General features: G+C 48.7%; 21 protein-coding genes. 5 read left to right on the top strand and 16 right to left on the bottom strand.

The window, feature by feature from the left end; translation table 11 throughout:
* Positions 1 to 18: 18 nt before the first annotated feature.
* The gene (locus OC538_RS06225) at positions 19 to 951 is read right to left on the bottom strand and encodes a beta-ketoacyl-ACP synthase III (protein WP_262173710.1); all 933 of its coding nucleotides are present in this window, start codon (positions 949 to 951) and stop codon (positions 19 to 21) included.
* Between the two features lie 185 nt (positions 952 to 1,136).
* On the opposite strand from OC538_RS06225, the gene OC538_RS06230 reads away from it, so the two are divergent.
* On the top strand, positions 1,137 to 1,319 hold the full coding sequence (locus OC538_RS06230) for a DUF2929 family protein (protein ID WP_251693966.1): 183 nt from the start codon (positions 1,137 to 1,139) through the stop codon (positions 1,317 to 1,319).
* Positions 1,320 to 1,628: 309 nt separating this feature from the next.
* On the opposite strand, the gene OC538_RS06235 is transcribed toward OC538_RS06230, so the two are convergent.
* The 3 genes from OC538_RS06235 to OC538_RS06245 all read right to left on the bottom strand — a co-directional run bounded on the left by OC538_RS06235 (position 1,629) and on the right by OC538_RS06245 (position 5,074).
* Positions 1,629 to 3,776 (bottom strand): ATP-dependent Clp protease ATP-binding subunit, encoded by a 2,148-nt coding sequence (locus OC538_RS06235; RefSeq protein ID WP_262173711.1) that lies wholly within the window; start codon positions 3,774 to 3,776, stop codon positions 1,629 to 1,631.
* 177 nt (positions 3,777 to 3,953) lie between these two features.
* Positions 3,954 to 4,262, bottom strand: a complete 309-nt coding sequence (locus OC538_RS06240) for a metal-sulfur cluster assembly factor (protein WP_251693964.1) — start codon at positions 4,260 to 4,262, stop codon at positions 3,954 to 3,956.
* Positions 4,263 to 4,312: 50 nt separating this feature from the next.
* The gene (locus OC538_RS06245) at positions 4,313 to 5,074 is read right to left on the bottom strand and encodes a prolyl oligopeptidase family serine peptidase (protein WP_262173713.1); all 762 of its coding nucleotides are present in this window, start codon (positions 5,072 to 5,074) and stop codon (positions 4,313 to 4,315) included.
* Between the two features lie 181 nt (positions 5,075 to 5,255).
* Here OC538_RS06245 and OC538_RS06250 point away from each other — a divergent pair, with 181 nt between their 5' ends.
* A complete protein-coding gene (locus OC538_RS06250; RefSeq protein WP_262173715.1) occupies positions 5,256 to 6,074 on the top strand; it encodes a Cof-type HAD-IIB family hydrolase in 819 nt (272 codons plus the stop codon).
* A 23-nt stretch (positions 6,075 to 6,097) separates the two neighbouring features.
* Positions 6,098 to 6,943: a DegV family protein gene (locus OC538_RS06255; protein ID WP_262173716.1), complete on the top strand. Its 846-nt coding sequence runs from the start codon at positions 6,098 to 6,100 to the stop codon at positions 6,941 to 6,943.
* 71 nt (positions 6,944 to 7,014) lie between these two features.
* On the opposite strand, the gene OC538_RS06260 is transcribed toward OC538_RS06255, so the two are convergent.
* The 7 genes from OC538_RS06260 to OC538_RS06290 form a co-directional block, all read right to left on the bottom strand.
* Positions 7,015 to 8,466, bottom strand: coding sequence for an alpha-amylase family glycosyl hydrolase (locus OC538_RS06260; RefSeq protein WP_262173718.1), 1,452 nt, complete (start codon positions 8,464 to 8,466; stop codon positions 7,015 to 7,017).
* A 215-nt stretch (positions 8,467 to 8,681) separates the two neighbouring features.
* Positions 8,682 to 9,071: a YisL family protein gene (locus tag OC538_RS06265; RefSeq protein ID WP_262173720.1), complete on the bottom strand. Its 390-nt coding sequence runs from the start codon at positions 9,069 to 9,071 to the stop codon at positions 8,682 to 8,684.
* A gap of 205 nt (positions 9,072 to 9,276) precedes the next feature.
* Complete coding sequence (locus OC538_RS06270; protein ID WP_262173721.1) at positions 9,277 to 10,176, bottom strand: fumarylacetoacetate hydrolase family protein; 900 nt, start codon at positions 10,174 to 10,176, stop codon at positions 9,277 to 9,279.
* 77 nt (positions 10,177 to 10,253) lie between these two features.
* A complete protein-coding gene (locus tag OC538_RS06275; RefSeq protein ID WP_262173722.1) occupies positions 10,254 to 11,444 on the bottom strand; it encodes a DUF418 domain-containing protein in 1,191 nt (396 codons plus the stop codon).
* Positions 11,441 to 15,160, bottom strand: coding sequence for a helicase-exonuclease AddAB subunit AddA (gene addA / locus OC538_RS06280; RefSeq protein ID WP_262173723.1), 3,720 nt, complete (start codon positions 15,158 to 15,160; stop codon positions 11,441 to 11,443). Before addA ends, OC538_RS06275 begins: the two co-directional genes overlap by 4 nt.
* Positions 15,138 to 18,629, bottom strand: a complete 3,492-nt coding sequence (gene addB, locus OC538_RS06285) for a helicase-exonuclease AddAB subunit AddB (protein WP_262173724.1) — start codon at positions 18,627 to 18,629, stop codon at positions 15,138 to 15,140. The genes addA and addB overlap by 23 nt, the downstream gene beginning before the upstream one ends.
* 490 nt (positions 18,630 to 19,119) lie before the next feature.
* Positions 19,120 to 19,743 carry a TVP38/TMEM64 family protein gene (locus OC538_RS06290; protein WP_251693954.1) on the bottom strand — a complete coding sequence of 208 codons (624 nt, stop codon included), beginning with the start codon at positions 19,741 to 19,743 and terminating at the stop codon, positions 19,120 to 19,122.
* 146 nt (positions 19,744 to 19,889) lie between these two features.
* On the opposite strand from OC538_RS06290, the gene OC538_RS06295 reads away from it, so the two are divergent.
* Both OC538_RS06295 and OC538_RS06300 read left to right on the top strand, forming a co-directional pair.
* The gene (locus OC538_RS06295; protein WP_251693953.1) at positions 19,890 to 20,612 is read left to right on the top strand and encodes an AzlC family ABC transporter permease; all 723 of its coding nucleotides are present in this window, start codon (positions 19,890 to 19,892) and stop codon (positions 20,610 to 20,612) included.
* Positions 20,612 to 20,920: an AzlD domain-containing protein gene (locus OC538_RS06300; RefSeq protein ID WP_251693952.1), complete on the top strand. Its 309-nt coding sequence runs from the start codon at positions 20,612 to 20,614 to the stop codon at positions 20,918 to 20,920. Before OC538_RS06295 ends, OC538_RS06300 begins: the two co-directional genes overlap by 1 nt.
* Before the next feature lie 116 nt (positions 20,921 to 21,036).
* On the opposite strand, the gene OC538_RS06305 is transcribed toward OC538_RS06300, so the two are convergent.
* From OC538_RS06305 to OC538_RS06325, 5 genes are all read right to left on the bottom strand, one after another.
* Complete coding sequence (locus OC538_RS06305; protein ID WP_285846923.1) at positions 21,037 to 21,300, bottom strand: CsbA family protein; 264 nt, start codon at positions 21,298 to 21,300, stop codon at positions 21,037 to 21,039.
* A gap of 61 nt (positions 21,301 to 21,361) precedes the next feature.
* On the bottom strand, positions 21,362 to 22,531 hold the full coding sequence (locus OC538_RS06310) for a PDZ domain-containing protein (RefSeq protein ID WP_262173725.1): 1,170 nt from the start codon (positions 22,529 to 22,531) through the stop codon (positions 21,362 to 21,364).
* Positions 22,532 to 22,828: 297 nt separating this feature from the next.
* A complete protein-coding gene (locus OC538_RS06315) occupies positions 22,829 to 24,271 on the bottom strand; it encodes a S41 family peptidase (RefSeq protein ID WP_262173726.1) in 1,443 nt (480 codons plus the stop codon).
* Between the two features lie 74 nt (positions 24,272 to 24,345).
* A complete protein-coding gene (locus tag OC538_RS06320; protein WP_262173728.1) occupies positions 24,346 to 24,942 on the bottom strand; it encodes a peroxiredoxin family protein in 597 nt (198 codons plus the stop codon).
* Complete coding sequence (locus OC538_RS06325; RefSeq protein ID WP_262173729.1) at positions 24,939 to 25,595, bottom strand: hypothetical protein; 657 nt, start codon at positions 25,593 to 25,595, stop codon at positions 24,939 to 24,941. The genes OC538_RS06320 and OC538_RS06325 overlap by 4 nt, the downstream gene beginning before the upstream one ends.
* Between the last annotated feature and the right edge of the window lie 138 nt (positions 25,596 to 25,733).

The following is a 25,733-nucleotide window of genomic DNA, read 5'->3' on the forward strand; positions in this document are numbered from 1 at the left end:
GTATATAGTAATCCGAAGTTATTTTCCCCATTTAATGCAGAGCGCACCCCATGTTAGACCGCCGCCGAATCCGACAAGTACAATGATATCATCATCTTTCACGCGGCCGTCCTGCAGGTCGTCGTATAATGAAATCGGAATGGATGCCGCCGAAGTGTTTCCATATTTATGGACAGACTTGGACATTTTTTCGATCGGCAAGCCGAGCCGTTCGCGCGATGCCTCCATAATACGGATATTCGCTTGGTGTGGAATCAAATAATCGACATCCTCCGTCGTCAGACCCGCCTTTTCCGTAACACTTACGGCTGATTCGCCCATTTGACGAACTGCAAATTTGAACACTTCACGTCCGTTCATATGGAGGTACTTATCTTGGTATAGGTGTTTGCCTCCGGTACCATCGGCTCCTAATTCAAAGGATAGGATTCCCCGGCCTTCGCTCACTTTACCGACTACCGCTGCACCGGCACCGTCCCCGAAAAGGACTGCCGTGTTGCGGTCTTCCCAATCCGTGATTTTTGACAGCTTCTCTACCCCGACTACGAGTACATGTTCATACGTTCCTGCCTCAACGAAATGCTTAGCCGTAACGACTCCGTACATGAATCCTGCACATGCCGCTGACACATCCATCGCGGCTGCATTTTTCGCGCCTAATCGCTCTTGGATCATAGTCGCAACGGATGGGAAAGGACGATCCGGCGTCACCGTAGCAACGATGATCATTCCGATGTCTTCCGGGTGGAGGCCCGAATTTTCAATAGCACTTACCGCCGCTTCATACGCCATATCGGACGTATTGGTATTATCATCGGCGATGCGCCTTTCTTCAATGCCGGTGCGCGTACGGATCCATTCGTCCGTCGTATCGATGCGCTGTTCAAGATCATGGTTTGTTACAACTTGTGAAGGAACAAATTTCCCTATGCCGATCAATCCTGCATTCATCTTACATACCCCGTTCCTTATCATCTATTATTAGTACCTGGTATTAATTATAGAAGATTACAGACTGTTTTTCAATATGTCGACACGATTTCGCCAAAGAATATATCGACAAGGCATAATTTTGTTTATAGATGGGACGTGCTATGGTATGATTACGAGGAAATAGTTACGATGAGGTGAATTCGATGAAATACATCATGGCATTTGTTTGGTCTTTTCTACTTGTAACGATGGTTAACTATGTAGCAGGTTCAATCGCCGGTATGGCTTTCGACTTCAGAGCGGGACTTGTCGCTTCGATTGTCTTGGCAGTCATCATCCTTTGCATCACTGCAATCACTCCAGACGGAGAAGTCGCAGATTATTGACCATCCGTAAAGCCGTTCACTTCAGTGTGGATGGTTTTTTTATTTGCAGGAATGAAAACTAATGGCTTCTTAATGAGATTTAAGGAAGAATGAGAACTTCTCACCCGATAACGAGAACTCTTCGACGTTAAACGAGAACTTGCCACCCGGTAACGAGAACTCTTCCACGTTAAACGAGAACTTGCCCCCGGTAACGAGAACTCTTCAACGTTAAACGAGAACTTGCCACCCGATAACGAGAACTCTTCGAAATAATTAATTCAAAAAAAGCCCTGGACACCGATTCGATATCGGCATCCAGGGCTTATATCATTTCTTATCAATCTGCAACTTTCCATCTTCCATACGCAGTACCAACTTCTCATCATCTCTCAAGTCGCCTTTGATGATTTCCTTGGCGACAGCTGTTTCGACGTGGCGTTGGATGAAGCGTTTCAACGGTCGTGCGCCAAACTCTGCGTCCGTACCTTCTCGGACGATCCAGTCAACAACGTTGTCACTGTATTCCAACTCGACTTCCTGTTCATCCAGCCGTTTCACAAGGTTCTCAAGCATCTTCTTGGCAATCAAACGGAACGAGTCGCCTGATAATGAATGGAAGATGATAATGTCGTCCATCCGGTTCAGCAGCTCCGGTTTGAAATGGCCGCGCAGTTCCGCCATGACCAAATCCTCGGCGGCATGCTCATCAGAATCGAACTGGCCTTGCAGCAAGTATGCGGATCCGATATTGGACGTCATGATGACGACCGTGTTCGTGAAGTTTACGAGCCGTCCTTGGCTATCGGTTATGCGGCCGTCGTCCAAGATTTGAAGCAATATATTCGCGACATCAGGATGCGCCTTCTCGATTTCGTCCAGAAGAACGACTGAGTACGGATTGCGGCGCACCGCTTCCGTCAGCTGTCCACCCTCTTCATAGCCGACATACCCCGGAGGCGCCCCGACGAGCCGGGACACGCTGTGCTTCTCCATATATTCGGACATATCGATCCTGATGAAATGGTCTTCCGAATCGAATAGCGTTGCTGCGAGTGTTTTCGCAAGCTCCGTCTTCCCTACCCCGGTCGGACCGAGGAACAGGAATGATCCGATCGGCTTGTCTGGATCCTTGATGCCTGCACGGGCGCGCCAAACTGCTTCCGTGACGAGTTGAACAGCATCATCCTGACCGATGACCCTTTCTTCTAGCGTCTCACGGAGTCGGAGCAATTTCTCCCGCTCCCCTTCGACGAGCTTCGTAACCGGGATGCCCGTCCAGCGAGCGACGATCATCGCAATTTCATCCTCCGTCACTTCTTCGCGCAGCAATCGGCTCTCGGAGTTAGTGATGAGTGTCGCTTCCAATTCATGAAGCTGCTTTTCAAGCTCAGGAATCTTGCCATATTGGAGTTCAGCCGCTTTATTCAAATCAAAACGGTTTTGTGCATCCTCAAGTTCGCGGCGGTAGCGGTCAAGTTCCTCCCGCTTGTCCTGGATGCCGCGCAGCGCCTCTTTCTCTTTGTTCCACTGTTCCCGCATTCCAGCGGAAGAATCCTTCAGTTCCTGCAACTCAGCACGGAGCGCTTCGAGGCGCGTCTGGCTGATGGCGTCCGTCTCTTTCCGCAATGCCTGCTCCTCAATTTCAAGCTGCATGATGCGGCGTGTGACCGAGTCGAGTTCTTGAGGCATCGAGTCGATTTCCGTACGGATCATCGCGCTCGCTTCATCCATTAGATCGATCGCTTTGTCCGGCATGAATCGTTCTGTCAAATAGCGGTCAGATAATGTTGCGGCAGCAACCAATGCCCGGTCATGAATTCGGACTCCATGATGCAACTCAAAACGTTCCTTCAAACCGCGAAGGATCGAAATCGTATCTTCCACGGAAGGTTCGCGCACAAGCACTTGCTGAAAGCGGCGCTCCAACGCAGGGTCCTTTTCGATATACATTCGATATTCGTCAAGCGTTGTCGCCCCGATGCAATACAGCTCTCCACGCGCAAGCATAGGCTTCAACATATTGCCCGCATCCATCGCACCTTCCGTCTTCCCGGCTCCGACGATCGTATGGATTTCATCGATGAAAAGGATGATTTCTCCGTCACTTTCCTTCACTTGCTTCAATACGCCTTTCAATCGTTCCTCGAATTCCCCGCGGTATTTCGCTCCGGCGATAAGGGAGCTCATATCGAGTTCAAAAATCTGCTTATCCTTCAAACCTTCCGGCACGTCGCCTTTGACGATCCGTTGGGCAAGACCTTCGACAATTGCCGTTTTACCGACTCCGGGTTCTCCAATCAGTACTGGATTGTTTTTCGTTTTTCTCGATAAAATTCGAATGACATTCCGGATTTCCTCATCCCGTCCAATTACCGGGTCCATTTTGCCGTTCTTCACATCTTCAACGAGATTTCGGCCAAATTGTTCAAGTGGTGTACGTTGGTCTTCTTGTACGCCATCCATTCTCATATACATTCACCTCATTAATTTGACTTTGACTATCTTTGATTAATTAAATTATATGCTTTTTATTCCAACAAGTAAAGCATTCCGCATGCTTAATTTCCCCTGTACCGATGGGAATAAACACAAAACAAAAAAGGCTGCCTGACATAAGTCAAACAACCTTTTTCTTGTTCAAGTAACGTATTATTATCGTACGCCGAGCGCCATTTTCGCATAGCGCGACATCTTATCCCTCGACCATGGCGGGTTCCAAATAATATTGACGTCCGCGTCCTTCACTTCAGGCAATTCCATCAGTTCCTGTTTGATGTTGGAAACGATTTGCGGTCCCATCGGACAACCCATTGAAGTCAATGTCATTGTCACTTTGGCAGTGCCTTCTTCATCAAGCTCCGCATCATAAACAAGCCCCAAATTGACGATATCAATTCCGAGCTCGGGATCGATCACGTTTTCCAGAGCACCCATCAAGCTGCCCTTCATATCATCATTCATTGAAATTCCCCTTTCCGAATCTGTTCTCCCTCCATCATAGCAAGGATACCCTATTCATTCAAATAAGATGCGAACCAATCAGCGGCACGCAGCATGCCCATTCTAGAAACGGCGTGGCCAGCCGTCGGATCCGCCATGAACTCAAATTGCTCAGGAGCATCCACATAATCCTTCTTCGCTGCTTTATAGAAATTGAATGTCGGTTCAAACGGGACGGTCGTATCATTTTCTCCATGCCAAAAGTAAACGGGACGATTATTGAGCTTTTTCCTTTGTTTGGTCAAATCAAAAATGGCGAGTGTATTAAGCAAAGATTTCCGTTCTTCATCGGTAATCGGCAATTTGAAGCCGCGCCGTTCGAACTGTGACATCTGCGCCTTTGCAAGTTCGACATATCCTGGTGCACCCATCATGACTGTCGCGACATCGATCCACGGATAAGCAGTCAAGCAGCCGAGCGTCGTAATTCCGCCCATTGACGTCCCACCCATGCCGATTTTCGAGACGCCTCTCTCCTGCAACTCCTTATGAAGGACATCCATTTCCTCAATCGACGTCAGGACGATTTCCCAAAAACGCAGACTCAACTGGACTTCATCCAATCCTTCATCCCGCGTGCCATGTAAATGGGCATCGGGCAACAGGACGCGAAATCCATTCTTTGCAATATTATATGCGTAATGCAAATTATGCTCTTTGGCACTTGTGAAGCCGTGCAAAAAGATAACTGTTGGTATATTGCTATTTTCGTGTCGCTCATCCACAATATGTAATATTGGTATATTGCTCCAATTTTCTTCTTTTACAATCATGCAAACACCTTCTGTACTTTTTCTAAATCGTACCAAAGTTTTACTAGAAAAACAAAAAGGACGGTTTCCCTCCGGAATGTTTTGACTTGCTCCGATAGATAACGCTAAACTGGACAATATAAGGTGAAGCGATTGAGGAAATGGGTATACAACATAGAAACTTTCCAAAGGGGGCAAAACTATGAAACCGCATTTGATTGTCCTCGACTTGGACGGGACATTGCTGACGGACGAGAAAGTAATCTCAGAAAAAACTGCACATACATTGAAACGGGCGGAAGAACAAGGGCATCAGGTGATGATTGCGACTGGCCGGCCGTATCGTGCTAGTTCGATGTACTATCGCCAGCTTGGATTGAAGACTCCGATCGTCAATTTCAATGGCGCATTCGTGCATAACCCAACTGACCGTTCTTGGAAAAATGTCCATGAAACGATTCCTCTCCCTGTCGTCAATGATGTCGTTGATGCGCTGCATGATTTCCGTTTCCACAACATAATAGCGGAAGTGATGGACGATGTGTACTTGCAATATCACGATGAAAAGCCACTGGATATTCTCACCTTCGGAGATCCAGTCATCAAGCAAGGGGACATCCGACAGGCATTGCAAGTCGAGCCTACAAGTTTGCTTATTCAGGCGGATCCAAAAAATGTCGAGCCTATCCGAAGACATTTGGCCGATGTCTATGCCGAGGCGATCGACCATAGACGATGGGGCGCGCCATGGGCTGTCATTGAAATCGTGCGCCATGGGTTGAATAAGGCGGTCGGTATTTCACATGTCGCCAAACATCTTGGAATCCCGCAGGAACGAATCATTGCTTTCGGAGATGAAGACAATGACCTAGAAATGATTGATTACGCGGGCGTCGGCGTTGCGATGGGCAACGGGATCGACAGACTGAAATCCATTGCGGACGAAGTGACGTTGACGAATAATGAAGATGGCATTGCAGAAGTGTTGAAGGAACGATTGTTATTATCAAAAAAAATATAAAAAGAATATAAGGGGGATCCACAATGAGAATTTTTGCTGATAGTGGTTCAGATTTACCGAAATCATTTTTCGATGAAAACGATGTGACGCTCATTCCATTACGTGTCTTGATCGATGACAAGGAAGGCGATGATGTCCTTGAAATTGATTCGAAAGAAGTGTTTGACGCCATCCGCAATGGGAAACATCCGAAAACATCGCAAGCTTCCCCTGAAAAGTTCCTTTCCACCTGGAAAGAGCTTGCAGAGTCCGGAGAAGACGGATTGTATATCGCTTTTTCGTCCGAGCTATCAGGAACGTATAACACTGGCGTGATGATGAAAGACCAAGTAAAAGAAGGTAATCCGAACATGAACCTCGTCCTCATCGATTCACGCTGTGCTTCACTTGGATGTGGACTTCTTGTAAAAGAAGCTGTCCGCTTGAGGGATGCGGGAGACGATGTCCGGACGATCGAACGTAAAATCCGAGACATGGCTGCCCATATGGAGCACCTATTCACAGTCGAGGACCTTGATTATTTGGCGAAAGGCGGACGTGTATCGAAGGCGAGCGCATTCATCGGCGGCCTCTTGAACATCAAACCTTTGCTTCATGTTGAAGGCGGAAGACTTGTACCGATCGAAAAACATCGCGGCCGTAAAAAAGTTCTTCGCCGCATGCTCGAGCTGATCGAAGAACGCGGTGCCGAATTATCGAAGCAGACGATCGCCATCAGCCACGGGGATGACGAAAGCACAGCTTTGGAAATGAAAGCGCTCATTGAAGAGAAGTTCCAGCCGAAAGATGTGGAAGTCCATATGATCGGATCTGCAATCGGATCCCATGCCGGACCTGGCACAATTGCAATCTTCTTCTTGAATAAATAATATCAATACTGTCAAATGAAAAATGCCTCTTCTGACATGACCATCACCACGTCCGAAAAGGCATTTTTTTATTATGCTGTTTTATTATCCGTCCGTCTCTTTTCCCGCCCTTTTTTTATGACGAGGAATAGGAAGCCGAGGAACATGACGTAGACGAGAATTGATGCGATCAAGTAAGGCGTATTGAAGCCTTTATCGTCATCCGCGATATACACTTCTGCCAGCTCCCTGTCCAAAACGACGTGGAACATGCCATCATCTGTTTCCCGGATGAGATCTCCATCCAAAACGCCTCGCAATTTCTTGTTCTCACCGATCTTTTCGACAGGGATTGCCAAATTGGACGTCTTCGATGTATTGTTAATGGCAATCAGCCACGTTTCATCCTCGGAAGTACGCTTATAGATGAGGAACCCATCTTCATTGTGCAGCATCTCGAAGTCCCCGCTACGCAGTGTTTCTGACTCATTTCGGAGCAGATTCAAATTGCCTATCAGATCTTTGAATTCCATATCCGTCTTGAAATTGAATAGCGGGTGGCTTTCAGGAGCTTCTTTTCCGTTCACCGCGATCTCCGTACCGTATGTCATAAGGGGGACGCCTGGAAGCGTAAACAGTGCAGTCGCCGCAACTTTCCACCGGGTAGGCGGGAACATCCGTGCTTCCACGATATCGTATGTAAAGCGTGGACCCGTCAAGTCGTCGTATTGAAGCAATTCCTTCTTCCCAACTTCTTTGAATAGATCCATTGGGGAGGAATCCGGATCGAATCTCACGTAAGACTCACGGAGCGCCTGCATCTTAGCATCGCTCGGTTTCAAGTCAAACGCTGCCCCGCTTTCTTCATTCGTTAAAACGTAAGCGCCATCTTTGGCATTGTGGATTGCTTCGATCATTTCATTCAAGAAAGCTTCATCAAACCCTTCAAGCTTCGTCAGACGGATACCGTCCAACTCATAAGCGGTGATGAAATCGATTGCGGCTTCGATCAATGCATCCTTTACATTCCGATCGCCCGGATTCCAATTTACCGTGCCATCTGCGGCATGGATGGATCTATAGGTCTGATTTTTCGCCCATTCATGCTCTGCGCTTACTTTCCCGAGAGGAAAATCGGCAATCACTTTCATTTTCTTTTTATGGATTTCCTTCACTAATGCACCGAGCTCTTCCTCCGTGCCGAAATGAGGCTCCAATTCCGTATAAGACAGCGCTCTGTTTCCATCATACGTCTCCGTCTTGAAGACGGGACCTAACGAAATCATCGTAAAGCCCATGTCAATAATATGCTGCAAGCGTGCTTGGATACCGATGAAATCGCCGCCATTGAAGGCGTCTCCTTTTTGCGTATCGACATCGATGTCGTTCCTTCCTACACCATTATTGAAACGGTCCACCAACAGATCATATATGCTTTCATCCATTATACTGTGTTCCGACTTGGCAGCAGCACCAGCTGGTGTTAGTGCGGAAAAGAACAATAAAAAAATGGCAGCTACGCCAATCAAACGTTTCCTATTCACGATAAAGCCTCCCTAAACGAGCTATCTCTTGCCATTTTAACAAAACGGCGCTCTCCTCGCCACGGAATGGGATGAAAAATCACGGTGTCACCAATAAATGAGTCGAATTTGTGAAATAAATATAAGCGGAGGGCGCATGTCTCTGACGCACGTAGTCTAGACGGCGATACACGAAAAAACCGCCGGCATGTTCGCCGACGGTCTGCTGTTTCATTTTATGCTTTTGGTGTATCGAGAAAATCAATTCCCATCGGCAATCTGAAGCCTAAATACATTGTTGCAAATAGGAAGACGAAGAACAAAACCCATAACGTTGTCACTTTCTTCCCCTTTTGGGAACGTACGAGAACCATTTCCATCATTCCGATCGTCAAGAAGCCGAGCAGGAATTTAATACCGTATTCCATTCCTCTGCCGTAATCCATGCCTTTAATGAAGAGTGCGATTCCTGAAATAAGGATGAGCACGTAGAAAAGGCGTGAAATCATATGGGTGATCTTTTTCCCTTTCGTTCCGTTCGCCATGACAGCCGCAACGAGGAAAAGGATTATGCCGACGACCCATGTGAAAATATGAAAATGGGGAGTGCTAGATAAAAAGTCCAAACTGTTCACCTCATCATTAATCAATTTCGCCTCGGCGAAATTGCGTCCGGATTTTGAATTGTGCTTGCACAATTAACTCTCTTCAAAATCCGTGACATCCGCCGGAGGCTTTATCTATGTTTAGCAGGCGTCTGAACGCCTGCTGAATATAGATAAATTCCTTTTAATCCTATCATAGAAAAGCTTTCCAGAGTAGGAAATGAACTCATACAAATCGATTGACGAGCGTACCGATGCCTTCAACAGAAATCTTCACCGTATCACCGGCTTTCAGGAATTCCGGAGGGTTCATCCCTTTTCCGACCCCTGCAGGCGTGCCTGTCAAAATGACATCACCCGGTTCAAGTGTGACAAATTTCGAGATTTCGGCAATCACTTCGTCGATCTTGAAGATCATATCGGCTGTATTTCCGTTTTGACGGACTTCATCATTCACTTTTGTGACGATCGACAGATTATGCGCATCCGGAATTTCATCCTTCGTAACAATATAAGGACCTAACGGGCAAGCGCCGTCCAAGCTTTTTCCGAGGAAGAACTGCTTATGTCCGTATTGAATATCCCTCGCCGTAATATCGTTCGCAATCGTATAGCCGAATACGTGATCATACGCGAGCTGTTTCGGGATATTGCGCCCTTTCTTGCTTATGACAATCGCCAATTCGCCTTCATAATCGAGGCTATCTGTAAGATCCGCGTGCGCCGAAAGCTCCTGCTCATCTGCAGCGATTGCTGTAGGCGATTTCGTGAAAATCAATAACTTTTCAGGCGGCGCATCCGACCCCATTTCAGCGGAATGGTCGGCGTAGTTCTTACCGACACCGAGAACGTTTTTCGGTGTGCGCGGAATCGGTGACAGCCACTCGATTTCAGTGAATGCGTACTTGAATTGTTCCGGATTTTCACTATTCCGAGCTTGCTCGGCAAGTTTCCTCACCTTTTCAACAAACTCCAAACCTCCTGCAATGCCTTCGATGATTGTTGAAGGGAAATCCGTTTCGCCAAATGCTTTGGCAATCGATTTCACATCCCAGACCGCTTCCTCTTTCTTCACTTTCGGACCCAATAATGTCTTTCCTTCAAACCGGAACGATAACAGTTTCATGTACAAGCCCATCCTTCCCTATAATGTGGATAACCTTTTCATTCAATTAAACATTCTCCAGGTACATAACTACATTTCTACAAAGCTTGCCTTTTCTCCTCTTTTTTCGGCATGTTTTTCCCATATGTCCCTTTCCGCCATAGCCATTCGAAAGGGCCCATCCGGAATTTCAACAACCAAAGCTCGGCGAAGATGACTTGGATGGCAAAAATGCCGACAGCAATCATTGTTCCTGTCTCTAAATCCACTTTTCCATACAGTCCGAAGCCGTAACCATAGAATAGGAGAGTTGCAATGATTGATTGCATCAAGTATGTCGTCAATGACATGCGCCCCGCTTTTGAAATCGGCCGGAAGATCGTTCGGAAAACAGGCAATTGACAGAGCAGGATAATGACAGACGCATAGCCAATCGCCAGAATTGGTCCGCCAATCAGCTGCTGGATCAGTGTATTATGGTAGGCAAATCCGTCCATATACGGCCATGACTTAATGAAAATACCGGCCGCAAGTGCGATGAGGCCGACTATAGCAATTTTGCCTTTCAATTCCGCCGCCTGTTCAAACAGCTTCCACTTTGAGAACGCGGATCCTAGCATGATTAATGGCAGCACCATGAAGACGCCTAGGAAGGAACTCGACAATCCGATGAGGAGCCATTCCGTCATTCGGAAAACGAGCGCTTCGCCGTAAGACCCGTGCGCATACGCCGTAATCGCCAATTCAATCCGTTGGATGTCTACGAACCCTTCCATTAACTGGTTAGGATTAAGCTTCTCCAGCAAATAGATGCCGCCGATAACAAGGAAGGTCGGAAGCATATAGACGATGAGCGCAATCCATAGCAGCCATTTTTTCGGTACGCGAACGATCGCCAGCATGATGAAGCCCATGAGCGCATAGGTGAATAAAACATCACCCGACCAGATGAACAGCGCATGGATCAGGCCGAATCCCATAAGGATCGCAAGTCGCCTCGCCATCATCGGCACGTAAGACGTACCATTCGCAATCGCTTTTTCGTATTGCATATTCAATCCATACCCGAATAGCATTGCGAAAATTGGATAAAAACTTGTTTCCACAAAAATATTGATCAGTTTGTAAGATGCCACATCACTCGGCGTACTGAAGTACGAATGGGCATCGATATAAAAATAAGGTGAATGGAACGTGAGCATATTTACAATAAAAATACCGAGGAGCGCAAAGCCCCTCAAAGTATCCAACGCTTCAATGCGATTTCCAATCGTTGGTGTTACATTCAAACCGATTCCTCCTGAACATGCATAATCCTCGCCCCGTCAAACAAATAGAGGACCATTTCTTTTATTTTGATTCCCGCGATCGATTCGACCGCTTTTTTATAAAGACTCAATTGGATGCCATATCGCTTTTGCATTTCAGCTTGAATCTCTTCTTCGGACCGGAATCTTCCGCGGATCCTGTCTGTCTTATAATCGAGCAGCACCCATCCATCTTTTTCTTCAAACAGGCAGTCCGCGATCCCTTGTAGAATTTGGTGATCTCCGTCTTTTCCGTCATAAGCATACGTGAATGGCACTTCCCTGAGTGTCCTTGCAGATTGCGACAGCCTCTTGAATAGCGGTGTCCCAAAAAATTGGACGACCGCCTTCACATCGACTGCATTCGCTTCTTCCAGCGTCAATAATTGGCGCGCCGTAAATTCAGTGACAAGCCGATCCACGTCTTGTACGGTCTGCGTCTTCGACAGATCGATATGCTGCATGATCGTATGCATCGCGGTACCGATTTCCGCCCGCGACAGCGCACGTGACTGCATGAATGCTGGACGGTCATGCAAATAAGGTGTGCTCACTTCATCATCCTTTGTTGTGAAGAAGTCGTCGAAGTCCGGTTCCATTTCGAGCAGCGCCACCCTTTTCAGGTCGCTCACCGTCTGCTTGGAGCGCTTTTCAACGGAAGCCATGAACGGATAGACATAGTCGAATCTCCGTTTCACCTCATCGGACCAATCCGCGTCAATGACAGTTTCGGTCGTTGTCGGCATAGGTCTATCGACAGTTTCTTCCTCCTGTTCTTCCATCATCAGGAATGAAGAGACTGGATACGCCGCAATTTCCCATTTAGAAGGATCATCAACCGGACGGCCTCCATACATGAAACCGAATTTCTCGAAATCCGGATGGCGTGCGATGGCCGGCCCCACCCAATCCAAATAACCGTTTGCACGGGATCGTGTATATTCCGGCAGCATTTCGCCCGCCTCAATCAGCTGCGCGTCTTGCCAGCTGCCGATCGCCTTTTCAATATCCTTGACGGTGGCAATCAATTCAAGATGCTCTTTCGCCCTCGTCATCGCTACATACAGCACGCGCATTTCCTCCGCCCGCATTTCAAGCTCCTTCTTCTCTTTCATCGCTAGGAATGGAAGGGATGTGTATGTAATGCGCAACTCAGGGTCGATCGCCTTCACCGCCAGACCGAAATGCTGGTCGAATAAGTAAGGTTCGTTGAAGTCCATCTTATTGAACTGCCTGCCCGCTCCCGCGACGAACACGTACGGGAATTCGAGCCCTTTCGATGAGTGGATTGTCATAATCCGGACGACATCCTCCGTCTCGCTGACGAAACGGGCAGCGCCGAGATCATCTCCGCGTTTCTGCATACGGTCGATGAATCGAAGGAAGCGGAATAGCCCACGGAATGACGTCTTTTCATAATCGATGGCACGGTCATGCAGTGCGCGTAAATTCGCCTGCCGCTGCTTCCCGTTCGGCATTGCGCCGACCATTTCATAATAGTGCGTATCGGCATACACTTGCCAAATGAGCTCAGATAACGAACCGCGTCTAGCAAGATTGCGCCAATCCTCGAACATGAGGAAGAACCGTTGCATTTTCACTTGCGTTTCTGCAGAAATCCCCGCCCCACCTGTCGCCATGAACAATTTCAGCGCCTCGTAGAATGGTTTGTTTTTCGCCGTTAGCCGTACTTGCGCCAACTCGTTTTCCGTCATGCCGACAAACGGTGAACGAAGGACAGAGGCGAGCGGAATATCCTGATATGGATTGTCGATGACACGCAGCGTGTTGAGCATGATCATCACTTCGATCGCCTCAAAATAACCGCGCGACAATTCTGCGTAGATTGGGATGCCCGCAAGCTTGAACTCCTCGGCAATTTCTCCGGACCATGTCATCGAGCGCATCAGAATAACGATATCCCGGTATTCGAGCGGTCGCCGTTTATCCGTGAACGCATCCGTCACTTCCGCTCCCGAAGCCATTAGCTCTTTGATTCTCCGGATCATATATCTTGCTTCCGCCTGCGAGCTTTTCAAACTTTGCCCTGTCAGCTCTGTCGCTTCGTCTTCCATGTCCTCTTCGTCAGCTTCATACAGTAACGTCAATGCAGCCGGTGATTCCTTATCAGGGTAGCGGGCGCCATATTTCAAAGCGGCGGCTTCATCGTATTCGACTTCGCCGACCCGTTTCCCCATCACTTGGGAAAAGATGAAATTCGTTGCGTCAAGCACTTCCCTCCGACTTCGGAAGTTTGCGTTCAAATCAATTTTCAGACCGTTTTCTTCATCATTCGACGTAAAACGATTATATTTCCCAAGAAATAGTCCCGGCTCCGCCAGTCTGAACCGATAAATCGACTGCTTCACGTCGCCGACCATGAACAGATTCCCGTCCGACTCGCTGCCGCGCTTCACTAATTGGATGATTGCTTCCTGCAGCAGATTGACGTCCTGGTATTCATCGACAAGGACTTCCGCAAATCTGTTTAAATAATCAACTGCGATGTCAGACGGTACAAGTTCCCCGTCCTTCTCCATGGCAAGAATCTGCAATGCAAAATGCTCCAAATCCGAAAAGTCGACAAGACCGCGATCCATCTTTACGTCGCCATATCTCTTTCCGAATTCGATGACGAGCCCGACAAGCGTGTGCATCATCGGAGCCATGAGACGGATTTCGTCCAATAGGCGCTGCGGTGTCCTTGTAAAATACGATTCTTTCAATGAATTGACGATTTTCTTCACGGAATCGCGGAGCGCTTTCGCCTGTTTTGCCAATTCCTCATCGCAAGTGTTCTTTCGGATCGTGCCTGCCTTCACCCATGTGAGAGAGCCGAAGAACGCATACGTATCTTCCCAAGTCCCCTCTTCAATCCTGCGCTTCGCTTCCCTGATCCATTGCAGATCAGCGTCGGCTGTCGCAGCTAACGGTTCGGGACCTTCCGGCATCAATGCGATCCGCTTCATGTCTTCTGTCAGATGAATCGCTTCCTCGAGCGTGTGGCGGATCGCCGTCTTCAATGGGCCGATGAAATCCAGCTCGTCAATCGTCACTTCATCATCAAGCTCATATTGCATCGGAATCATCCGCAGCCATCTTTCCGGCGACGGATGCACGCGCGAATAGTCGTACAGCCTGTCAATGAGCGTCTCGATCGACTGGTCGTTCCGATCCGACGTGAAGCTGTCCGCAAGCCGGTACATCGCTTCGGGGTTTTCTGCATTATAAGCATCTTCAAGCACTTCACCGATCGTATCGTCCCGCAGCAATGCCGCTTCCGTACTATCCGCGATGCGGAACCCAGGATCGATGTCGATCAAGTATGCATATTGGCGGACGACGTTCAGACAGAAGGAGTGCAATGTGGAAATCTGCGCTTTATTCAACAGGCTTAGCTGCCTGCGCAAATGGATGGAGTCCGGATTAGCGGCAATTGCCTCTTCCAACGCTTCTGCCATCCGGTGGCGCATTTCCGCAGCCGCAGCGTTTGTGAATGTGACGACGAGCAGTTCATCCACATCAATCGGATTGTGTTCACTTAACACTTTCTCGATCATCCGAGTAATGAGTACCTTCGTCTTCCCAGAGCCTGCCGCAGCCGACACGAGCACATCTTTCCCCGTCGCCCAGATCGCCTTCCACTGGGCATCCGTGAATGTCACGTCTGCCGGTTTAACTGGAATGTCCATCTTCATTCACATCCTTTCGCATCTTCTCAAGGGATTCCTCCGGGTTCAGGCTGTCATAATGCCTGTATTTCTGCTCGGGATTCGTCGGGTCGAACTGACACACCGAACGGTACGAGCAATATTGGCAAGGCATCTTATCCTTCAAACGGTACGGATACACGCGGGCATCCCCTGCAAGCATCCCGTCCCCTGCCTGCCGGTGGCGCTGCCTCACGAACTTGCGGACGATTTGTAGATCTTCCGTCGACAGCACTTTCGACGCTTTCGTAAACGTCCCGTCTGTCTTCAAAGCAGCCGGAATGACAGTTGACGTCTTGCCGAGCTGTGCATCCATTCCCATGACAACATCGGGGTCATCAAGCAAATAGCCCCTCATTTTATAGGACTTCAATATCTCTTCTTCAATTAAATCCTCTGTCATCTCAAGCTCCGTACGGATCATCGGGTTATGGACATGCAAATAGAGCACGCCCGCCGGATCTGCCTTGAAGCCGATCCATTCCTCCGCATGCTCGACGGCGACATCGAGATACGTCAGCATCTGCAAGGAGATGCCGTAATAGACGTCGGTCAGATCAAGCTGTTTCGAAGACGATTTATAGTCGACGATCCGCACATAATTCTTTCCGTCGATTTCGGTCGCATCAACCCGGTCGATCCTGCCGCGTAAATTCATTTGATTGCCTCGGCGTAAAGGAATTTCAAGAGGCGGCAATTGCTCCCCCGGTCCGAAGGCCGCTTCGATTGCAATCGGGCGGAACATGCTCTTTGTCGACTGTTTGCCAAGTGCAAAAATCGTTCGCATCACGATATGCGTCAATTTTCGGCGGATGTAATGATAGCGGCTTGTCGACAATAGAATGCGGTTAAAGAACATCGGCGTAATATGCTCCATCGCGTCCCTCGCCAATTGCCAGCATTGCTCCTTCGACAACTCCGTCCATGACCTACCTGTCCGGTTCATTTCATCCGACACCCATTTCAGTGCAGCGTGGAATAAATCCCCGATCGACGGCGCTTCAAGTGTGAATTCCATCCGTTCCTGCAAGCCGAGTCCATACGAAGCGAAATGTTGGAACGGACAGCTGTAATACGATTCAATACGTGAAACACTCGATACAAAATTCTTGCCATACAAGCCTTCTGTAATAGCTGGCGCAAGCCGCTCCGTTTCATTGCGGTCATGCATTGGCTTCGTAATGTATTGCAAGACGGACGACCATAAAGGATCATCCTCGTAATAAGCGAGCACCGCCCGCCATTCAGCTGCAAGCTCGCCGGTCTGCTCCGCTTCCTTCACTTTCATCGATACGTACGGAAGCGCAGTTCGAGGGTGGATAATATAATCGGCCTGCTCTTCTTCATTCAGCAATTCGGACGGATCCGTCACTGCCAACTGCAGCCCGACCCCCGGCAGAACTTGCTGTATGCGCGAGATATAAAGCGATGGCAGTAATGATTTCCCTTCTTCGTCCGCGATCGGATAGGAAATGAAAAGCTTGTCCCTCGACGATGTGAATGCCCGGTAGGCCATATAGGATTCATCCATAAGCTTCATTTTAGAGGATGGAGCAAGCTCGATGCCGTTTATCGCAAACCATTCCCTGTCCGAGTCCGACAAGAGCCCTTCCGAGTCGATCCGTTGGGGCAAAACGCCGTCATTGACGCCGATGACAAATCCCACTTCAATTTCCATGAGGCTTGCAAGCTCGATCGTCGTCACTGTCACTTGATCGAGCGAAGGCGGAATACGCGTGAATTCGAGCGTATCGAACCCTTCATCCAAAATCCGCGCAGCTTCCTTCAAGTCCATTTCCTTGTCCCCGAACATGAGGACAAACTGGTCAAGGACATTGATCCACGAATTCCAAGCCTGTTCATGCTCCGTCGCGTTCAGCAGGCGGCCCGCACGCTCTTCATCAGCGCGCAAGTCGATAATCTTATCGAATACTTGCAGTGATTCCATGAATAAAAACAGTGCTTCCGCGACATCGCGGCCACTTTTCGAACGTTTCAGCCTGCCTTCCAATTGCGCAAGCGGCTCCCGGACCAGATTCCGGATCAGATGCAACTCCCGCTCGAGCGCGAGTTCCTCATCGGTCTGCACAGTCGTATGCAATTCCAGCCCTCGATACCGCTTCACTTTCCACCTTGTTTCATCGAACCATCGATTGCCATAAAGCCCATTGGCAAGCACATAATTTTCCAGGCGGTCCGCCCTTTCCCGCCAAAGGAGCTTATCCTCCCGGTGCGGAAAGAACAGATCGGTCTTCACTGCCCGGAATATCGATTCATATGTCCAGCCCGCCGTAACAGCTTCAAGGACAGACCTAGAAAACTCAATGAGAGGATGATGCAGCATCGGCTTTTTCCGGCTGATGAACACCGGAATATCATATTGCGAAAAAATCGTTTCAATGAGCTCATCGTATTTGTCAGGTTGCCGGTACAAAATCGAAATTTCCTTATATCGTCCGCCCTTCATGACGAGTTCGCGGATATTCCTTGCCACCGCATGGATTTCCGCCCGCCGATCCGTCGCTTCGATCAATGAAACCGCCCCTTCGGAAGGTCTTTCCTTCGGAGGATATTTCTCGAACTCTTTCTCGAAGTGGCGAAGCTCGTCATTATTGAATCGAAGAGGTTGGTCCAAATGGATCCCCTCTTCGATGTCGACTGATTCATTACGAGCAATCTCCCGGAGCTTCATTGATGTTCGCACAGGATTGAAGAACAACTCGTGATCCGCATGCCCCGATAAATCGGACTCCATCGGCAAGACAACAGTCACCCGATTCCCATGCTTCATCAATTCCGTAATGATTTCATACTCTCTCGCCGTGAAACTCTCAAATCCATCTATATAAATCTCTGCGCCTTTTATAAGCTCCGAGTGCTTAATCTGAGAAGCTAGCAACGCCAAATGCCCCTCGCTGTCGACATAAGAAGTGCCGAGACGTTCCTCGATTTTCGATACAAGCAATGAAAGATCGCTCACCTTGTCCTGCAAAGTGCGCGGGGCATCGGCAATGGCCAACTGCTGGCGGAATTCGGCCAACGTTTCCCGGTCAAGGCAATAGCGGCTGAACTCCTTCATGAGATCGCCTATTCTTTCCGTGAAGCCTCTCTTATTCGCTGCCTGCTTGAACAGCTTCAGCTCTTCCCGGTTCTCCTCCAGTACGCTCCGAACGAGCATCCTGTAGCCGAACCCGTCGACTTCTTTACGAGTAATGCCACCCGTCTCCTGCAGCACACGCCACGCAAGCCGCTTGAAAGTGGATACTTGCGCACGGATCAAGCCATTCAGGCCAAAATTCACTGACAAGCTCAGCTCCATGGAATACGACATCTGATCAGGCACGATCAAAATGACTGCCGGCCCCAAAGGATCCCGTTGAAGATCCGCCGCAATCTCCCGCTCGATCATCGTCGTCTTACCCGTCCCGGCTCTCCCGGTCACAAACCGCAATGTCATGGCACTCTCTCCTTTCGTAAATCAATTACGCCTCGGCGTAATTGCGTCCAGATTTTGAATTGAGGCCAACAGGATGTTGGTCATGCAACCGTTGCCGCAGGACGCGGCGTACTTAGGTTGCCCTCATTAACTCCCTTCAAAATCTGTGACATCCGCCGGAGGCTTTATCTTCATTCAGCAGGTGTTTGAAACCTGCTGAATGAAGATAATAAAAATTCCTATCATCCTTCCCTTCATTGTACCGAAAGTTTAGGAGGACAGGAACTATTAACATAGTAGTGCCATTGATTTGTAAAATGCATCCAGCGCGACTAGCAAAACGCAGGAATATAATACCTCCCGCGGTTCACGAATCACGCATAAACGTTCGAAAAGCGCAAAAATCGGTTTATTCCCGCATAAAACGCTCGAAAAGCTTATAAATCAATTCATTCACGCATAATTCGCTAGAATCGCGCATAAATCCAATTTATCATGCATAACCGCTCGCTTAATCTTCCTCTTCCTCTTTGAAAATCGTACTGGATTCCTCTTCCACTTTCCGATCAAGCCGCTTCTCAAGCCACTTGCCCACGAGCCATAATAGAACGATGATCCCAATGACGATTCCTGTCCGCAATGGCTGTGTCAACAACGCCTTCAAATCATACCCGATGAAGCTGATCGTGAAAATCATGACGAACTTACCCGCCATCAAAATAATCAAATAGCTCTTCTTCTTCATATTCGACAAGCCCGCCACGAGATTCACCAAAGCGGAAGGCGTGAACGGAAAACAGATGAGTAAAAACAGCGGAGCGAAACCGTTCCGCTCAACCCAGCCGATCAGCTGCTGCACACGCTTATGCCTCGTCAAAAAACGCAAAAAACGGCTGCGCCCATACTTCCTGATGATTAAAAACACCACATACGAACCCGCAACAGTGCCCGCCCACGACAAAATGAACCCGAACCAAAGCCCATATGCGCCTGCATTCGCAAACACGAACACAAACAGCGGTAAAAATGGCAAAAACGACTCTATGAAAGGTAGCAGCAGACCGAAAAACGGCCCTAACGCCTTATAATGCCCTGATAACTCAATGATCTTATCTACATCCAGCCATTCATCCATATGCAACACCCTCGCCTATCAACAATCGACACTTCACATACTTCCTATATACTCTCGAATATTCCCTTTTCCCTTATAGAATAACACCAAAACATCAAAATATAGTATAATTTCAATCATACATACAAGAAAGACGTGACAGCTTAATGAAAAATCAATTCTTAGCGGGCTTGAAAGCGGGCCTCAGCATCGCCATCGGCTACTTCCCGATCGCGCTCACTTTCGGGCTGCTCGCCAAAACAACAGGCCTCTCCCTCATGGAGGCTACCGCCATGAGCATATTCGTCTACGCCGGAGCAGCCCAATACATATCGCTCAATCTGATTTCATTCGGTGTCGACCCAGTCACGATCGTGATCAATACATTCATCGTCAACATCCGCCACTTTCTAATGACGGCTTCGCTGAATGAAAAGATGCACCGCGCACCGAAATGGGTGAAAGCCATTTACTCATTCGGCATTACGGATGAATCGTTTTCCGTCCTGGCAACAGGAAAAGAAGAAAAAATCCCGACCGCCTACGCATTCGGAGTGACGATCATCGCCTACGGCAGCTGGGTCAGCTTCACAGCGGCCGGCCACGTCGTCGGTGCCAATCTGCCCGAGTTCCTGCAAGTCGCCATGTCCATTGCCCTGTACGCCATGTTCATCGGCCTGCTCGTTCCGGCTATGAAAGGGAACCGGAAAGTAATTATGCTCGCAGCACTCGCCGCAGCCATCCACTGCATCATCTATATCGGTGAACTGCTATCGACCGGTTGGGCCATCCTCGTCTCGACGCTCGGATCGGCGATACTTATCGAAGTCATCTTTGCACGGCGCAGTAAAAACGTTACCGCCCTGCAGAAAGAAATGGAGGAATCATAATGGGCCAGACCTATTGGTGGATGCTCTTCGGAATGGCGGTTGTCACGTACATCCCGCGAATGGTGCCCCTTACATTCCTCGACGGCAAAGAATTGCCGCCGATTGTCAGCGGCGTCCTCAGCAATATCCCATACGCCGTACTTGGGGCACTCATCTTCCCGGCAATCATCTTCGTTCAAGAAGGCAACATCCTATTCGGCATCATCGGTGCTGCAACCGCCTTCCTGATCGCTTTTCTCGGAGGCGGCGTCATGCCAGTCGTCCTCGGCACGATTGGTGTACTCGCCATTTACGGATTTTTTATGTAAGTACATCTTGGCGAGTGATCATAAATCCTCGCAACTGATCTTAAACCTCCGCAAGTGATCATAAATACCACACAAACGGTAAAAAAAGGCCGCCCCATAACCGGAGCGGCCATTCCTCATTCATCCACTTCATTGCCTAACCTTCTCGCCTTCTTCACCATCCGCGTCGCGTACCAAAAACCGACAGTCAACGAAAGCGCATCCGCCGCGTACAGAATCCAGTTATGCGTATACCCTGCGTAAACCGACGCAGCGATGAGCGCAATCGTCAACGCGAGCCCGACGAAATGGTGGAATGTAACGCGTGTGAAAAACACGACGAGCAATCCCGGCAGGAACAAGGCTAGCATTAATTTCGTTTCCAATGTAGCGATATCCATTTTACACCAAACCTTCCGAATGAAAATCTGTGACATCCGCCGGAGGCTTAACTGAATTCAATTAACGGACAACGAGCAGCCCCAACCGGTGATGATCATGACGGTAGAGCACTTGTTGCATAAGCCGTACTTCACCGTCCCGGCCGATCACTTGCAGTCGGCAATGGGCCGCGTTCACTTGAATCGCATCATACAATTCCTTTTCATTCGAAACTTGGATGCCATTGACCTTCCGGATGCACTCCCCTGGAACCAACCCGAGTTTTTCACCCGGCGAGTCCGGTAAGATGCCTGCGATGATGACGCCAGCCGATTGAGGCGCCGCCGCAAATCCTCCTTTGCGCTCCCGTACAGCGACAAGGATCGATAGCACCAGCCTGCCGACAACGCCTATAAGCAGTGCTGCCCATCCAAGAATCGGCATCCACCATGCAAATGCACCGACGGCAATGACAACCGCACCAATGAATGTGATTGCTTGTCCAATTTTCGGGAATAGAACATCCGGAAAACTAGCTCTTGCGACTTGCGAAAATCCGATTATAATCGGCACAGGAAGGAAGCTGAACGCGGTAGCTCCTAACGTAAATTGAGGCCAATATGGCGCGATTCCCGACAGGAAATCCCCTGGCACGAGAAACAAAATCGGCAGCAGCCAGAGCCGCTTCGATTTAAATGCAGCCGCCCGCAATCCGCGGTTCGTCTTCGTCAAGAAAGGAGAGGCATAAGCGGCAGTATGACGACGGACGAGGAACCCTTCGACGATGAGGAAAATTCCCGCAATGACCGGGACCGTCAACGCCATGCCCCCGAACAGATCGACATCAGCTGGCGTCCACCCGCGATATGCAAAGTTGGGACCCCATTGCTGAAACGCATATAAGCCGAAAAATGCGATGGCCGCAAAATAAATCGGCGATGCTGCTAGATAATAAAATGAGATCATCGATAAAATGGCGACTGCAGAAAATAGCGCAATCCAGGTAATATCGACAGTCAAGCCGATTCCAGATATGAGGATTGAAACGATCAGCGCCGGTAGCCACGATTCAGCAAGCAGCCTTTTCATTTCTGTCAAGCCGGGGTGAAGTCGCACAAGGAAACTGCGCCGTTCCCGCTTCACCCGGAAGTACCCTAATCCGACCGCTGCCACTATGGCAATCAACCAAACTGGATTCAGGAAAAATAGTGCAATCGCTTGTAACAGATCCATTAGTACTTGTTCACTCATCAACCATCACCATCCTATCCCCGAAAACATGATTATTCCCTATTGTATCAAAAGAAACGCCTCACGTGTGAGACGGCCGATAAATTTTCTTTGAATTGAGTCTTCTTTGCCAGGCAATTACTATTATTCTCAATAAAAACACTCCCTGCGAGTGCAGGGAGTTTGGAGTGTTTGACAGTAATTGAGCCTTTGCAAGATTAATTGAGCCCTTGTGCAATTTAATGAGCCCTTGCTGGAATAATTGAGCCTTTGCGAGATTAATTGAGCACTTGTTGGAATAAAGGAGCCCTTCCTAGTTCAGTCATTCAAAATATGATGCACATAGCCGATTGCCACTTGCAGCTGCGTGTCGTTCGCTTTGTCTTTACGATAGTCCTCAACCCGTTCGCGGATGGCGGCAAAGAATTTACGGTCCATAAGGCTCTCGGGGGATACTTTTGCATCGACCCGGAACTCGTGGACGGCAACCGCTGTCGATTCATCGAAGTAGCCGTCATCTCGTTCGAGTTTATAGCCGAGGCCGGTAAGGAGCCGTTGTCCATAAGCGATATCCTCATGGTAATCTCCGGTTGCGTAGACATCCGTGGAGAACCGGATATGCTCGGTGAATAGCTTGCTTTGCTCGGACTCCAGGTCGGCAGGGACGCCTTTACCATGGATCCATGTCTCTTTCGGCGTCAGCCATTTATGCGTGGATAACTTCATTTCGCCGCCGTTCGACAGCTCCATCGTATCTTGGACGGTCCCTTTTCCGAAACTGACCTGTCCGATGATGAAGCCTCTTCGCAAATCTTGCAATGCACCACTCAACACTTCGCTCGCCGATGCGCTCCCTTTATCCTGAAGCAGGACGACAGGCATCTTTTTAAGTTTTTCATCAAACTTGAAGTTTTCGGAAGGTTCCACAACGAGCGGCGTCAATTCGCCTTTCACGTTTTGCATATAGGCAAAAACCGTATCTTCCTGCAACAAACTTCCGGCAACCTCACCGACGGCACGCAAATAACCGCCCGGATTGCCGCGCACATCGATCACAAGCGCCTCGGCGCCGCCTTTGATCAATTCATCGGTCGCCTTTTTCCATTCGGCCGCCGTTTCATCACCGAACATCGTCAACGCTATGTAACCGAATTTTGTGCCCCTTTCTTCCATCAATTCAGCTGACACCGTTTTTACCGGAATGACATCACGCATCACTTTCAACTCAAGATGCTTATTCAAGTCTGGCCTGTATATCGTCATTTCCAATGCAGTACCTTCCTTGCCCCGGATTTTCCTGACGACATCTTGCAGCGTCAAGCCTCCGAGCGCTTCCCCGTTGATGCGGACGATTTCGTCATAAGGCTGCAGACCCGCTTTCTCAGCAGGGGACCCTTTGATTGGTGCAACAATGATATACCTGCCGCCTGACCTCGTGATTTCCGCACCGATGCCTACTTTTTCACCGGCTAATGACTCACGATGCGACTCCGCTTCCTCCTCGGATAGGTACGTGGAATATGGATCTCCGATGACATCCGCCATGCCGCGCAGCGCCCCTTCGATGAGCCTGTCCCCTTCGACCGGGTACACCGCTTTCTCCTGAATGATGCTATACGCTTCGTCAATGACCGGGAACGCCCCTTTCAAAGCCGAATCCGCCCTATTCCCTTTATCCGCTGAGCAGCCGTCCAACACTAAAAATACGCCTGCCGCCATTACCGCCAGTAACGCAAAAACTAAAAACCGGCTTCTGCGCATCGATAACATCCCTCCTCCGTCCACTATATGAACGAAATCGGTCTGTTACGACAACAGAAATCCGGCTTTTATAATCAATCAAGATCGTCGATTAGTGTTTTCAAGGTCGATTCATCCATCGGCCCTTTTACAATTTGGGAAATCGTTCCATCCGCGTTCAGCATATACGTTGTCGGGATTTGGAATACTTGATATTCCTCTCCGACGATTCCTGTTTCATCCAAAGGTATCTTGAACGTCAACCCGTATGATTCAATGAATTCTTGGACGACTTTCACGCCCCGGTTCTCGCTGCTCGTCAAATTGACAGCGACAATTTCCACGTTATCTTCCTCTGCGGAATTCCGGTAGTAGTTTTGCATATGCGGCATTTCCGCCTTGCATGGCGGGCACCATGTTGCCCAGAAATTTAGGACGACTTTTTTCCCTTTCAGTTCGGACAATGTAAGTGTTTCACCGTCCAATGTAGCGAGTTCGAAGTCGGGCGGGATATTTCCAAAATCCAATCCGATTTCACCTTTCCCGGCAGCCCCGGCCCCGTCTTTCGGTTCAATCAGGACGCTCGATTTATCTATAGGATCTGCCTTCTTCACATTCTGGTTGACCATGATCACGACCATCGATCCGATGAGCAATGCAGCAATTATGTACCCGATCACTTTTTTATTCATCCTGCTTTACCCCCTTCCGTTTGTCCTATAGGTTCTTTCACGAACAATAAAGTGAAAAACAATCCAATCAATACTGTCACGAGCAGCGGTGGATTCATCAACCCTTTCGGCTGGATTACTGCAACAAAGACATGTGCCGCCATGAACAGCAAGGATAGCTGAACAATATGGCTTTCGCTCTGTTCGATGTTTTTCCAAATGAAAAATAGGAGACTCAGAAAGACGACAGCCGTTCCGACACGCGCGAACAGACTTCCTTCATTCAACAGTGCCATCATCACTTGGAATACGGCTTGGACGGATACGGCACCTATGAATAAGGCAACGAGCATATCCTTGTCAATCCGTTTCTTTTGCCAATCAAGCCATGTCCGGAACGCGACGAAAGACAATCCGAGGATGAACCCGATAATCCCTCCGTTGAAATAAAGAAGCGCGAACGGCGCATTGATGACAATCTTGAAATCGGTAATGATGACCGACAATTTCCAGATGATGATGACATAAAAAATAGCGTCTCCGAACCGATTTGCAGACTGCTTTCCAAACTTCAGCCGGACAGCAATATATGAAAGAATGAATGCAATGATGAGAGCGATCCACGTGGACGGCGCCGTGAAATTACCGATTAAAAACAATTTGGTGACAGTCATAAGAGTTTAACCCCTTTGATGTTTATATGGCTATGCTAAAGGAAAAACTTATACCGTGCGAGCATACTGCTTCCAGTATCGCGGATAAATGGCAAGACTTTGTGAAGTTTCACCAAATAAAAAAGGAACTGCAACTCC

The organism is Saccharococcus sp. Marseille-Q5394, assembly GCF_946901335.1.
Classification (GTDB): Bacteria; Bacillota; Bacilli; order Bacillales_A; family Planococcaceae; genus Sporosarcina; species Sporosarcina luteola_C.